General features: G+C 53.3%; 13 protein-coding genes. 6 read left to right on the top strand and 7 right to left on the bottom strand.

From position 1 onward, the window contains the following. Positions 1–165: 165 nt before the first annotated feature. A complete protein-coding gene (gene sad, locus B9P82_RS16980; RefSeq protein WP_046276382.1) occupies positions 166–1,554 on the bottom strand; it encodes a succinate-semialdehyde dehydrogenase in 1,389 nt (462 codons plus the stop codon). A gap of 102 nt (positions 1,555–1,656) precedes the next feature. Here sad and B9P82_RS16985 point away from each other — a divergent pair, with 102 nt between their 5' ends. Next, positions 1,657–2,532: a putrescine utilization regulator PtrR gene (locus tag B9P82_RS16985; protein WP_016153075.1), complete on the top strand. Its 876-nt coding sequence runs from the start codon at positions 1,657–1,659 to the stop codon at positions 2,530–2,532. A gap of 221 nt (positions 2,533–2,753) precedes the next feature. Further along, positions 2,754–3,950 carry a sugar transporter gene (locus B9P82_RS16990; RefSeq protein ID WP_019076778.1) on the top strand — a complete coding sequence of 399 codons (1,197 nt, stop codon included), beginning with the start codon at positions 2,754–2,756 and terminating at the stop codon, positions 3,948–3,950. Between the two features lie 35 nt (positions 3,951–3,985). Here the strand turns inward: B9P82_RS16990 and B9P82_RS16995 are convergent, their stop codons facing one another. Then, complete coding sequence (locus B9P82_RS16995) at positions 3,986–4,651, bottom strand: MarC family NAAT transporter (RefSeq protein WP_016153073.1); 666 nt, start codon at positions 4,649–4,651, stop codon at positions 3,986–3,988. A 257-nt stretch (positions 4,652–4,908) separates the two neighbouring features. On the opposite strand from B9P82_RS16995, the gene marR reads away from it, so the two are divergent. Genes marR through marB form a run of 3 tightly spaced genes read left to right on the top strand, consistent with a single transcriptional unit; the run spans position 4,909 to position 5,994 of the window. After that, the gene (marR, locus tag B9P82_RS17000; protein ID WP_016156485.1) at positions 4,909–5,343 is read left to right on the top strand and encodes a multiple antibiotic resistance transcriptional regulator MarR; all 435 of its coding nucleotides are present in this window, start codon (positions 4,909–4,911) and stop codon (positions 5,341–5,343) included. 18 nt (positions 5,344–5,361) lie between these two features. Continuing rightward, positions 5,362–5,745, top strand: a complete 384-nt coding sequence (marA, locus tag B9P82_RS17005) for an MDR efflux pump AcrAB transcriptional activator MarA (RefSeq protein WP_003032424.1) — start codon at positions 5,362–5,364, stop codon at positions 5,743–5,745. Positions 5,746–5,775: 30 nt separating this feature from the next. Next, complete coding sequence (gene marB / locus B9P82_RS17010) at positions 5,776–5,994, top strand: multiple antibiotic resistance protein MarB (protein ID WP_016153071.1); 219 nt, start codon at positions 5,776–5,778, stop codon at positions 5,992–5,994. Between the two features lie 31 nt (positions 5,995–6,025). On the opposite strand, the gene eamA is transcribed toward marB, so the two are convergent. Continuing rightward, a complete protein-coding gene (gene eamA, locus B9P82_RS17015) occupies positions 6,026–6,925 on the bottom strand; it encodes an O-acetylserine/cysteine exporter (RefSeq protein ID WP_019076776.1) in 900 nt (299 codons plus the stop codon). A gap of 197 nt (positions 6,926–7,122) precedes the next feature. Between eamA and ydeE the strand changes: the two genes are divergently transcribed. Then, positions 7,123–8,310, top strand: coding sequence for an efflux MFS transporter YdeE (gene ydeE, locus B9P82_RS17020; protein ID WP_046276385.1), 1,188 nt, complete (start codon positions 7,123–7,125; stop codon positions 8,308–8,310). Between the two features lie 40 nt (positions 8,311–8,350). On the opposite strand, the gene urtE is transcribed toward ydeE, so the two are convergent. Genes urtE through urtB form a run of 4 tightly spaced genes read right to left on the bottom strand, consistent with a single transcriptional unit; the run spans position 8,351 to position 12,503 of the window. Beyond that, positions 8,351–9,049 carry an urea ABC transporter ATP-binding subunit UrtE gene (gene urtE / locus B9P82_RS17025; protein WP_046276386.1) on the bottom strand — a complete coding sequence of 233 codons (699 nt, stop codon included), beginning with the start codon at positions 9,047–9,049 and terminating at the stop codon, positions 8,351–8,353. Between the two features lie 9 nt (positions 9,050–9,058). After that, positions 9,059–9,856 (bottom strand): urea ABC transporter ATP-binding protein UrtD, encoded by a 798-nt coding sequence (gene urtD, locus B9P82_RS17030; RefSeq protein ID WP_016153067.1) that lies wholly within the window; start codon positions 9,854–9,856, stop codon positions 9,059–9,061. Continuing rightward, positions 9,856–10,929, bottom strand: a complete 1,074-nt coding sequence (gene urtC, locus B9P82_RS17035; protein ID WP_046276388.1) for an urea ABC transporter permease subunit UrtC — start codon at positions 10,927–10,929, stop codon at positions 9,856–9,858. Before urtC ends, urtD begins: the two co-directional genes overlap by 1 nt. Next, positions 10,929–12,503: an urea ABC transporter permease subunit UrtB gene (urtB, locus tag B9P82_RS17040; RefSeq protein WP_101700667.1), complete on the bottom strand. Its 1,575-nt coding sequence runs from the start codon at positions 12,501–12,503 to the stop codon at positions 10,929–10,931. The genes urtC and urtB overlap by 1 nt, the downstream gene beginning before the upstream one ends. Between the last annotated feature and the right edge of the window lie 12 nt (positions 12,504–12,515).

A 12,515-nucleotide genomic window follows, 5' to 3' on the forward strand; every position in this document is an offset into this window, starting at 1 on the left:
TTGCTCGCAGGTATGAAAGGCCTGCGAGTATAACAGAGCTGAATACGCAGCGTCAGGCCGGAAGGCGGAATCTGCCCACGGTCTGCATGAGCGGGTGAGATTCATGCCGTAGACAGAAACATTGCAGAATTAAGGCCGGTGCCCCCGTCGGAGGCACCCAAACCATCAGAGGCGGTTTTTCCAGACGGTCTGTACATTACAAAACTCATGCAGACCAAAGTGTGAAAGCTCGCGGCCAAAACCACTTTTCTTCACGCCGCCAAATGCAACGCGGGCATCGCTGGCGCTGTAACCATTGATAAATACGCCCCCACACTCCAGGCGTGACGCCATCTTCTGCGCCAGAGCTTCATCCGCGGTGAACACCGTGGCTGATAAGCCGAAATCACTGTCATTAGCCAGCGCTAAAGCATGTTCCGCATTCTTTGCAACGGTAATCGCTGCAACCGGGCCAAACAGCTCCTGACGAAAAGCCGTCATCTCCGGGGTGACATCCCCCAGAACCGTCACGGCATAGTAATTGCCCTGACCCGCGATTTTTTCCCCGCCGAGAAGTAACCGCGCGCCTTCGGCAAGGGAGGCTTCGACCTGCTGATGCAGCTCATCGCGCAGATCAAATCTTGCCATCGGACCCAGATCGTTTTCTTCGTTCAGCGGGTCGCCCATTTTGAGCGCGCTCGCGGCCGCCACAAAACGAGCCGTAAATTCTGCCGCAATTCCTTCTTCGATAATAAAGCGCTTTGCTGCCGCACAAACCTGCCCGGTATTCTGATAACGACCGGCGACCGCCGCCTTAACGGCCAGATCGAGGTCAGCATCATTAAGAACAATAAACGGATCGGAACCCCCCAGTTCAAGCACGCATTTTTTCAGCGCCGCACCCGCCTGAGCACCAATCGCCGCACCGGCTCGAACGCTGCCCGTCACCGTTACCGCCGCGATACGCGGGTCATTGATCATCTGACTTACCCCGGCGTTATCGGCATTCACCCAACCATAAACACCCGCGGGAACGCCCGCATCAGCAAAAACCTGCGCGATAATCGCAGCACAGCCGGTTACGTTTGGCGCATGCTTTAACAGATAGCCATTTCCGGCCAGCAGAATTGGAATGGCGCCGCGAAGTACCTGCCAGAGCGGGAAGTTCCACGGCATGATCGCCAGAATAGTTCCAACGGGGCGATACTCAATCACCGCCTGGTTGTTCTCCACCAGCGTAGGTTCCGGGTTGAGCATCGCCGGTCCATGTTCGGCGTACCAGTCACACAATGCGGCTGATTTGGCAACTTCACCACGCGCCTGCTTGATGGGTTTCCCCATTTCACGTGAGATACACTGCGCCATCTCTTCGGCGCGATGACGCAGAGCCTGCCCGATATGACGCAGCGTTTGCGCACGGTGCTCAACGGCAGTGTGTTTCCATTCACTGTAGCCATTCGCGGCAAGGCTCAGCGCATGTGCAATCTCTTCAGTACTGGCCCACGGCATTGCCGCCAACCTTTCACCGTTGGTAGGGTTAACGGAAATCGCATGTGTTGCTGCTGTGATAGTCATAAGTGCCTCTCTTTATCGCAGGGTATGGTCATATCATGCGCATATTTACTCTTTCTGAAAAATGAATAATATTAACCACACCATTCACGAACAGAGAACATTATGGATCTGACGCAACTGGAAATGTTCAACGCCGTCGCGGAGACAGGCAGTATTACGCAGGCCGCCGCGAAGGTGCATCGCGTGCCATCCAATCTCACCACCCGTATTCGCCAGCTTGAAGCCGACCTTGGCGTCGATCTGTTTATTCGTGAAAATCAGCGTTTGCGGCTTTCCCCGTCCGGGCACAATTTTTTACGCTACAGCCAGCGGATCCTCGCCCTGGTTGACGAGGCGAGAATGGTCGTCGCCGGCGATGAACCGCAGGGGTTGTTCTCTCTTGGCTCGCTCGAGAGTACTGCCGCTGTGCGGATCCCCGCCACGCTGGCTGAATATAATCAGCGTTACCCCAAAATTCAGTTTGCGCTGGCGACAGGTCCTTCAGGCACGATGCTGGACGGCGTGCTCGACGGGACGCTGAACGCCGCCTTTGTCGACGGCCCAATTACTCATCCAGGTCTTGAAGGAATGCCGGTCTACCGTGAAGAGATGATGATAGTCACTCCGCACGGTCATCCCCCTATCCAGCGGGCCAGCGACGTTAACGGTTGCAGCATTTACGCCTTTCGCGCCAACTGTTCCTATCGTCGCCATTTTGAAAGCTGGTTTCATGCCGATCGCGCAATGCCTGGCACCATTCATGAAATGGAGTCGTATCACGGCATGCTGGCTTGCGTCATTGCCGGTGCGGGTATCGCGCTGATCCCGCGTTCGATGCTGGAGAGCATGCCAGGACACCATCAGGTCCACGCCTGGCCGCTAAGCGAAAACTGGCGCTGGCTGAATACGTGGCTGGTCTGGCGCAGAGGGGCAATGACGAGGCAACTGGAAGCGTTTATTGAGGTATTGAACCCTCAGTTGTCGAAAAGCACGGAATAATTCGCGATTCTCAAACAACGCCATAAATAGCGTTCCGGGTGAATTCTCACGCCCGGAATTTCATTAATAATGAAACAGTTAAAATTACGCGAAATGTTCGGCAGTCAATTTTGCCACCCAGTCAATGAAATGAGATCTGCATCACGAAATGATTGTATTTTAGCCAGCAAAAGTTTTAAGATCGTGGCCTTACCTTTTCGCAGCTAATCCACCTAATTGATATGACAACAGACACTGTTTCCCGCAAGGTCGCGTGGCTTCGGGTAGTTACGCTTGCCATTGCCGGTTTTATTTTCAATACCACTGAGTTTGTCCCTGTCGGTTTGTTATCCGACATCGCACAAAGTTTTAATATGCAGACCGCTCAGGTCGGGATCATGCTGACGATCTACGCCTGGGTTGTCGCCCTGATGTCGCTGCCTTTCATGCTGCTTACCAGCCAGGTAGAACGCCGCAAACTTCTGATCTGCCTGTTTGTCGTTTTTATCGCCAGCCACGTTCTCTCTTTCCTGGCATGGAATTTTACCGTGCTGGTAATCAGTCGTATCGGTATTGCTTTTGCCCACGCTATTTTCTGGTCGATCACCGCATCTCTGGCGATTCGCCTGGCTCCTGCCGGGAAACGCGCGCAGGCTCTCAGCCTGATTGCGACCGGCACCGCGCTGGCGATGGTGCTGGGCCTGCCTATCGGGCGCATCGTTGGCCAGTATTTTGGCTGGCGTACCACGTTCTTCGCCATCGGTATGGGGGCGTTAGTCACCCTACTTTGCTTGATTAAGCTCCTGCCAAAATTACCCAGTGAGCATTCCGGTTCATTAAAAAGCCTGCCGGTTTTATTCCGCCGTCCGGCATTGATGAGCCTGTATCTGCTGACGGTGATTGTGGTCACCGCGCATTACACGGCCTACAGCTATATCGAACCGTTTGTACAGACCGTCGCCGGGCTGAGCGCAAACTTTGCCACCGTGCTGCTGCTGGTTCTGGGTGGCGCAGGTATTGTCGGTAGCGTCATTTTTGGCAAGCTGGGTAATCAACATGCTTCCGTATTGATTAGTAGCGCCATTGCCCTGCTGACGGTGTGCCTGGTGCTGTTACTGCCCGCAGCGGACAGCGAAATGCATCTGGCCGTCCTGAGTATATTCTGGGGCATCGCCATTATGTTGATAGGCCTGGGTATGCAGGTGAAAGTGCTGGCGCTGGCCCCGGATGCCACCGACGTCGCAATGGCCCTTTTCTCTGGTATCTTTAATATTGGGATAGGCGCTGGCGCGCTGGTGGGAAATCAGGTGAGTCTGCACTGGTCAATGTCTACGATTGGTTACGTAGGTGCAGTGCCTGCGGTTGTGGCGTTCATATGGTCGGTGATTATCTTCCGTAAATGGCCAGTATCACTGGAAGAGCAGCCTCAGCATTCATAAAAGCGTGCCCGGTAGACAATACCGGGCACGTTGTTTTAAGCGTAAGTTTTAATGATTTCCAGCACGCCGTTAATAATAAACTGCACGCCCATACATACCAGCAGGAAGCCCATCAGACGGGAGATCGCCTCAATACCGCCTTTGCCGACCAGGCGCATAATTCCGCCAGAACTGCGCAAACAGCCCCACAAGATAACCCCGACCACGGCAAAAATAATCGGCGGTGCGACCATTATCACCCAGTCCGGAAACTCAGCCCCATGACGCACGGTGGACGCCGAGCTGATGATCATTGCAATCGTACCCGGACCCGCGGTGCTTGGCATGGCCAGCGGAACAAATGCAATATTCGCCGTCGGTTCATCTTCCAGTTCTTCTGATTTGCTTCTCGCTTCCGGAGAGTCATGTGCCTTCTGCTGTGGAAACAACATTCGAAAGCCGATAAACGCAACGATTAACCCGCCCGCGATACGTAACCCGGGAATCGAAATCCCGAAGGTATTCATCACCAGTTGTCCGGCATAATACGCCACCATCATGATGGCAAACACGTAAACGGACGCCATGAGTGACTGACGGTTACGCTCCGCGCTGTTCATGTTGCCGGCAAGGCCGAGGAACAACGCCACGGTGGTTAACGGGTTTGCCAACGGTAACAGGACTACCAGCCCCAGTCCTATTGCTTTAAACAAGTCCATCATAATGTCATCTTTCCTGTGCGTTAATCGTCAACGGCAAGTATACGGTGAAATCCGGGAGATAAGCCATTTTCGCGGTGTAAGGATTCATTTTTCATCCGCACGTATAAGCCATAATTTTCAAACCGTTAAAATTCCACTCGCCAGAAATTGAGTCTGATGATTTAGCAAAACGTGGCATTTGCTGACCCATTCATTTGACTTATATTTGCCTAAGCAATAATATCAGCCGTGACTAACTACTTGCCAGGGCAACCATTGTGAAAAGCACCAGTGATCTGTTTAACGAAATCATCCCACTGGGTCGTTTGATCTACATGGTTAATCAGAAAAAAGATCGTTTGCTAAACGACTATCTGTCACCGCTGGATATCACGGCATCGCAGTTCAAGGTGCTCTGCTCCATCCGTTGCGCGGTGTGTATTACCCCTGTCGAATTGAAAAAAGTGCTGTCTGTCGATCTCGGCGCCCTGACGCGGATGCTGGACAGGCTGGCCTGTAAAGGCTGGATAGAAAGGCTTCCGAATCCACATGACAAGCGAGGCGTGCTGGTGAAACTCACCGAGCATGGCGCGGCAATTTGCGAGCAGTGTCATCAATTAGTAGGGCAAGACCTGCACCAGGAACTAACAAAAAACTTAACGGCGGATGAAGTGACCACGCTTGAGCATTTGCTGAAGAAAATCCTGCCGTAAACAGAAAGAGGTATGACGATGTCCAGACGCAATACTGACACAATCACTATTCATAGCATTTTGGACTGGATCGAAAATAACCTTGAATCGCCGCTCTCGCTGGAAAAGGTGTCAGAGCGTTCAGGTTACTCCAAATGGCACCTGCAACGGATGTTTAAAAAAGAAACCGGCCATTCACTGGGTCAATACATCCGTAGCCGTAAAATGACTGAAATAGCGCAAAAATTAAAAGAGAGTAACGAGCCGATCCTTTATCTGGCGGAGCGTTACGGTTTTGAGTCCCAGCAAACGCTAACCCGGACATTCAAAAACTATTTTGATGTTCCACCGCATAAATACCGTATGACGAATATGCACGGCGAATCACGCTATTTGCTGCCACTCAATCAATGTAATTGCTAATCGCCAGTTAACGACGTAACCGAGGAAATCATGAAACTTCTGTCTTATGCGATGCTGGCCCTGCTGTATGTTGTTTCGGGCCAGAGCATGGCGGAACAGACCGCGCAACCTGCCACACAAAACAGTCGTGACGCGATGATTATGCCGCCTGCGCACGATCGGTCCCCGTTCGATTTTAATCATATGGGTGCAGGCAGCGACAAATCCGACGAATTAGGTGTGCCTTATTACAATATGCGCAACCTGTAATTTTTTTGCCCCGTCACTGCGGGGCTTTTTTTTACCCTCTCGCCTGCGCAGTCTTACGCAACCGAAAGCCAAACACATTAATGTACAATCCTGCCATGATCAGCAGCGCACCGAGCAGTTGTAATCCGGTAAGCGTTTCATCCAGCAGCACGGCCGCGCTCGCCAGTCCAACAACCGGCACCAACAGCGACAACGGCGCGACACGCCATGTCTCATAACGCCCGAGTAAAGATCCCCAGATGCCATAACCCACAATGGTTGCCACAAACGCCAGATAAACCAGTGACAGAATGGTGGTCATATCTATCGTCACCAGACTTTGGATAATTTGCGTTGGGCCATCGAGAAGTATTGAGGCGAGGAAGAATGGGACAACAGGAATCAACGCACTCCATACCACCAACGACATCACCGCCGGGCGTGACGTATGCTGCATGATTTTTTTATTAAAGATATTCCCGCTGGCCCAGCTTAGCGCCGCCGCCAGCGTCAGCATAAAACCGAGCATGCCGACATGCTGTCCGTTCAGACTGGCCTCAATCAGCACCAGCACGCCAAATATGGCCAGCGCAATCCCTACCCGTTGTTTACCTTGCAGACGTTCACCAAAGGCGAATGCCCCCAGAATGATGGTGAAAAACGCCTGAGCCTGTAATACCAGAGAAGCTAACCCGGCAGGCATACCGAATTTGATGGCGCTAAAGAGAAACGCGAACTGCCCAAAACTGATGGTCAGCCCATAGCCGAGCAGCAGTGAAAGCGGAATTTTCGGCCGGGCAACAAAGAAAATCGCCGGAAATGCCACCAGTAAAAAACGCAACCCAGCCAGCATTAAGGGTGGCATATTGTGTAGCCCGACTTTGATGACGACAAAGTTCAGCCCCCAAACCACAACGACCAGTAACGCTAATAACCCGTCTTTACGCGACATACCACCGCCCCTGCGAATATTAAATTTTTGTAAACAAATTAAAGTAACGGAAATCGTTGTGCCGTAACAGATCATTAATTCAGGTAGGCCACACAGGGCATTTTCGGACAACTTATTGAGTGTACATCACACTTTTAGCATGCTATTTGTTTCTGATATCTAAAAAAACATAACAACATGCATTGTCGGGCAGGAAAATGAATATCTCTCTGAGAAGGTCCACTCTCGCGTTACTCGCGTCATCATTGTTATTAACGATTGGGCGTGGCGCCACGCTGCCCTTTATGACGATCTACCTCAGCCGACAGTACAATCTGAGCGTCGACCTGATCGGTTATGCGATGACGGTCGCACTGACCATTGGCGTCGTGTTCAGCCTTGGCTTTGGTATTCTGGCCGACAAGTTTGATAAAAAACGCTATATGCTGCTGGCTATCTGCGGCTTTGCCTCTGGCTTTATTGCTATTCCACTGGTGCAAAACGTAGTGGTAGTGGTTTTGCTCTTTGCCCTGATCAACTGCGCCTACTCCGTCTTCGCCACGGTGCTGAAAGCCTGGTTTGCCGATAATCTCTCGGCGACCAACAAAACAAAAATTTTCTCGCTTAACTATACCGTGCTGAACATCGGCTGGACTGTAGGCCCACCGCTGGGCACGCTACTGGTGATGCAAAGCATTAACCTGCCGTTCTGGCTCGCTGCTGCATGTTCAGCACTCCCTCTGGTGTTTATCCAGACCTGGGTAAAACGTTCACCGGCAGCATCAGAAGGTTTGAACGCGGCAGTTTGGTCCCCCTCGGTACTGCTGCGCGACAGAGCATTATTCTGGTTTACGCTGTCAGCATTTTTGGCGTCATTCGTTGGTGGTGCCTTTGCGTCCTGTATTTCGCAATACGTTATGGTGGTTGCAGACGGCGATTTTGCCGAGAAAGTGGTGGCAGTCGTCCTGCCTGTTAACGCCGCCATTGTGGTATCACTGCAATATGCCCTCGGGCGCAGGCTCACCGCCACCAATATTCGCCCGCTAATGACTGTAGGCACGCTGTTCTTTGTAGTCGGTCTGGTTGGCTTTACCTTCTCCGGCAACAACCTGGTGTTATGGGGCATTTCTGCGGCCTTTTTCACTATCGGCGAAGTCATTTACGCGCCGGGTGAATACATGCTCATCGACAACATCGCGCCTGCAGGAATGAAAGCCAGCTATTTTTCCGCCCAGTCGTTAGGCTGGTTGGGCGCAGCGGTAAACCCATTAGTCAGCGGCGTCATTTTAACCACATTGCCGCCGTGGTCGCTGTTTGTGGCGCTGATGGTGGCGATCGTTCTTGCCTGGGCGCTAATGATAAAAGGTATGCGCGCCAAACCCTGGGGCCAGACGGCGGTCTGCTAATGATGATCGCGACAGAGCCAAAGCCGCTCTGTCGCGAATCTCAAATGGCGACCAGCCCTCGAACGCCTTCGGATTCCATATTTTTACCGTCACCGCTTTGAATAATGCTGCCTCGCGACATGAGTAAGTATTTGTCGGCCAGTTGCTGCGCAAAATCATAGAACTGCTCCACCAGCAAAATGGCCATGTCACCCCGGTGCGCCAGTTGAGAAATCACCTGCCCAATTTCTTTAATCACTGACGGCTGGATCCCCTCCGTGGGCTCATCGAGGATCAACAACTGCGGGCGACTGGCCAGCGCTCGCCCAATCGCCAGTTGCTGCTGTTGCCCGCCGGACAAATCTCCGCCCCGCCGATGTTTCATCTCCTGTAGCACCGGAAAGAGCGCATAGATATCATCCGGCACACGTCTGGCCTCCTGTGCTGAAAAACGGGAAAGGCCGAGCAGCAGGTTCTCTTCTACCGTCAGACGCGGGAAAATATCGCGACCCTGTGGTACATACGCCACCCCGGCCCTGACCCGCTGATGCGGCTTCCAGTGAGTGACATTTTTCTCCTGCCAGAACACACTCCCACTGCGGGCAGGAATAAGCCCCATCAGGCACTTCAGAAGCGTCGTTTTCCCCACGCCGTTACGCCCCAGCAGACATGTCACCTCGCCGATACGCGCCTCAAAGTTCACACTTCGCAGAATATGGCTGCCACCATAATATTGATTCAGTTCTTTCACCTGCAGCATCTGTGCTCCTTAACGCCCGAGATAAACTTCAATAACCTGCTCGTTGGCCTGCACTTCGCGCAGACTTCCCTGAGCCAGAACGCGTCCCTGATGTAAGACCGTGACGCGATCGGCAATGGTTTCGACAAATCCCATATCGTGCTCAACAACCATCAGCGAGTGCTTCCCGGCAAGCTTACGAAACAGTTCCGCAGTGTATTCCGTCTCCGCATCCGTCATGCCCGCCGCGGGTTCATCCAGCAGCAGTAAATGCGGCTCCTGTACCAACAGCATGCCAATTTCGAGAAACTGTTTTTGCCCGTGAGAAAGCAGCCCGGCGCGGCGGGCTCGCTCGTTGCCCAGCCGCAACAGCGCCAGTATTTCATCTATACGATCCCGTTGTTCGCCGGTGAGGCGCGCCCGTAAAGAGCCCCAGACAGATTTATCGCTTTTCAGCGCCAGCTCCAGATTTTCCTCCACCGTTAACGCTTCAAATACCGTGGGTTTCTGAAACTTCCGCCCAATTCCCTGACGTGCAATGGCGATGGGGTCCAGCGTTGTTAAATCGGTCGACTGATCGTATATCGCCCGACCACTTTGCGGCCTGGTTTTGCCGGTAATAACATCCATTAGCGTCGTTTTTCCGGCACCGTTGGGACCAATGATGCAACGCAGTTCCCCAACGCCAATATTGAGCGTGAGATCCGTTAACGCCTGGAAGCCATCGAAGTTAACGTTAATTTTTTCCAGCTGGAGCACCGGGTCCGTTTGGTTGCGAAACCGATCGCCTGGCATCTGGCGAGTAAAAAGCCCTTCATCTGGCTGCATTATTTGTCTCCCTTGCGAAACAGACCCATCACGCCACGAGGCAAAAAAAGCGTAACGCCAATAAAGATCAGGCCAAGAAACAGCTGCCAGTATTCCGGCATAATGACGGTAAACAGGCTTTTAGCGCCGTTCACCAGTACGGCGCCAAATACCGGGCCAATCAGGGTTCCACGCCCGCCGAGGGCAACCCAAATCGCCGCTTCTATCGAGTTGGTCGGCGACATTTCGCTGGGGTTAATGATTCCCACCTGCGGGACATACAACGCCCCCGCCAGGCCGCACAGCACGGCGGAAAGCGTCCACACCAGCAGCTTGAAACCTTTCGGATCGTAACCACAGAACATCAGTCGGTTCTCGGCGTCACGCACGGCGGTGAGAATTCGACCAAACTTACTGCGGGCCAGCGCCAGTCCCAGCCATATTGCCAGCACCAGCAGCATGACCGTCGCCAGAAACAGCGCGATACGGGTTGAGGTCGCGGTCACCGGAAATCCCAGAATGGTGGTAAAGCCGGTAAAACCGTTATTTCCCCCAAAGCCGGTTTCGTTGCGGAAAAACAGTAACATTCCGGCGAAAGTCAGGGCCTGGGTCATGATGGAGAAATAAACCCCTTTGATTTTTGAACGGAAGGCAAACCAGCCAAATACCAGCGCCAGCAGGCCCGGCACCAGCACAACCAGCAACATCGCCCAGATAAAATGTTGCGTTCCCCACCAAAACCAGGGCAGCTCGGTCCACGACAGAAACGACATAAAGGCCGGTAATCCTTCGCCGGAAGCCTGGCGCATCAGGTACATTCCCATCGCATATCCCCCCAGCGCAAAGAAAATACCGTGGCCCAGCGAGAGCATTCCCGCATAGCCCCACACCAGATCCAGCGCCACAGCCACAATGGCATAGCAGAGAATTTTCCCGGCCAGAGTCAATGTCCACACCGATATGGCCAGCGGATGATCCGCAGGTAACAGCGCCAGAAACGGCAGAATAATCAGCGCCAGCAGTAAACCCAGCCCCAGGATGCGTGTCGCGCGCGGCGCTTTACGCGCCAGCGTTAATGTCATTGGCATCGTCATCAGTCAATAACCCTCCCTTTCAACGCGAACAGCCCCTGAGGACGTTTCTGAATAAACAAAATAATCAGCACCAGAATCATAATCTTACCGAGAACCGCTCCCACCTGTGGCTCAAGAATTTTGTTGAAGATCCCAAGCCCAAACGCAGCGGCTACACTCCCCGCGAGTTGTCCCACGCCGCCCAGCACCACCACCAGAAACGAATCGATAATGTAGCTTTGCCCCAGCTCCGGTCCTACGTTGCCTAACTGCGAGAGCGCTACGCCCCCCAGTCCGGCAATCCCTGAACCAAGACCAAAGGCCAGCATATCCACACGTCCGGTAGGTACGCCGCAGCAAGCCGCCATATTGCGATTTTGCGTCACCGCACGTACGCGCAGTCCGAGACGGGTTTTATTCAACAACAGCCAGGTGAAGAACAGCACCAGAATGGCAAAGCCAAGCACCACAATTCGGTTCCACGGCAAAATCAGATTGGCATAAACCTGAATGCCCCCGGAAAGCCATTCCGGATTTGCGACTTCAAGGTTTTGCGCGCCGAAGGACATACGCACTAACTGGATAAGCATCAGACTGATCCCCCACGTTGCCAGCAGGGTTTCGAGCGGACGCCCGTATAAATGGCGGATCACTCCGCGCTCGAGTAGCATTCCAACCCCAGCGGTAAGCAAAAAGGCGACCGGAAGCGCAATAACCGGATACCAGGCCAACCATTGCGGGAAAAACTGGCCCATCAGCTGTTGCACCATCCAGGTACCGTAAGCGCCGAGCATTAACATCTCACCATGCGCCATATTAATGACGCCAAGTAAGCCGTAGGTTATCGCCAGACCCAATGCCGCCAGCAGCAAAATGGAGCCCAGCGACAATCCCATAAATGCCTGTCCAAGAAGATCGCCAACCTTCATGCGATGCGCGATGGAATTCAGGCTTTCGTCAGCGGCAGCACGAACGCGGGCATCAGGTTCATGTTCAGCATGGGTGAATGGCTGCAGGCGCGCCTGGGTTTCAGGATCGTTCGACGCCCCTAGCAGTTCGATTGCCTGACGTCTGATCTCAGGCGAGGTGCTGGTCAGTTGCAGGTTTGCCAGTGCAATAGCCAGTAAGGATTTCACGTCAGCATCGGGCTCCTGGGCCAGTCGTTGCTGCAAAAACGGCAGCATCCCCGGCAGGGCCTCACGCTGTAATGTACGCGCTGCCCCGCTCCTTTGCGTGACACTGTCACTTAATAGCTGGTGGACGGCCAAGGTTCCGGCAACCAGATTACGCAGGCGGTTAGTCAGGCGGATTTTTTTTAGCTCGCCGTTCGGACCTGCCGCCGTTCCTAGCGGTTGTACGTGCGACCCGTTCATGATGAACGCGTTTTTCGCGTTATCTGTCAGCAGGTTCTCGTCACTCAGCGCTTTGAGCACCGGCAAGCGTTGAACATCGGGTTTTACCGACCATTGTTCTAGCAAGGCGGCCTGCTGAGTCCGGTTGGCGGCGGTAAAGGTATCGGCATCTGCGGCCTGCGCTATCCACGGCAAAAGCCACGTCAGCAACAACACACCACGAATAAAGCGCATGGCTTTCATGAGCATTCTCCA

It is taken from the genome of Citrobacter sp. L55 (genome assembly GCF_002850715.1).
GTDB lineage: Bacteria > Pseudomonadota > Gammaproteobacteria > Enterobacterales > Enterobacteriaceae > Citrobacter > Citrobacter braakii.

Excerpts from the sequence above, each read along its gene's own strand:
- marB (WP_016153071.1), top strand. The coding sequence starts at position 5,776 with ATGAAACTTCTGTCTTATGCGATGCTGGCCCTGCTGTATGTTGTTTCG.
- sad (WP_046276382.1), bottom strand. The coding sequence starts at position 1,554 with ATGACTATCACAGCAGCAACACATGCGATTTCCGTTAACCCTACCAAC.
- urtC (WP_046276388.1), bottom strand. The coding sequence starts at position 10,929 with ATGACGATGCCAATGACATTAACGCTGGCGCGTAAAGCGCCGCGCGCG.
- eamA (WP_019076776.1), bottom strand. The coding sequence starts at position 6,925 with ATGTCGCGTAAAGACGGGTTATTAGCGTTACTGGTCGTTGTGGTTTGG.
- ydeE (WP_046276385.1), top strand. The coding sequence starts at position 7,123 with ATGAATATCTCTCTGAGAAGGTCCACTCTCGCGTTACTCGCGTCATCA.
- marA (WP_003032424.1), top strand. The coding sequence starts at position 5,362 with ATGTCCAGACGCAATACTGACACAATCACTATTCATAGCATTTTGGAC.
- B9P82_RS16995 (WP_016153073.1), bottom strand. The coding sequence starts at position 4,651 with ATGATGGACTTGTTTAAAGCAATAGGACTGGGGCTGGTAGTCCTGTTA.
- urtB (WP_101700667.1), bottom strand. The coding sequence starts at position 12,503 with ATGAAAGCCATGCGCTTTATTCGTGGTGTGTTGTTGCTGACGTGGCTT.
- urtD (WP_016153067.1), bottom strand. The coding sequence starts at position 9,856 with ATGCAGCCAGATGAAGGGCTTTTTACTCGCCAGATGCCAGGCGATCGG.
- B9P82_RS16985 (WP_016153075.1), top strand. The coding sequence starts at position 1,657 with ATGGATCTGACGCAACTGGAAATGTTCAACGCCGTCGCGGAGACAGGC.
- urtE (WP_046276386.1), bottom strand. The coding sequence starts at position 9,049 with ATGCTGCAGGTGAAAGAACTGAATCAATATTATGGTGGCAGCCATATT.
- B9P82_RS16990 (WP_019076778.1), top strand. The coding sequence starts at position 2,754 with ATGACAACAGACACTGTTTCCCGCAAGGTCGCGTGGCTTCGGGTAGTT.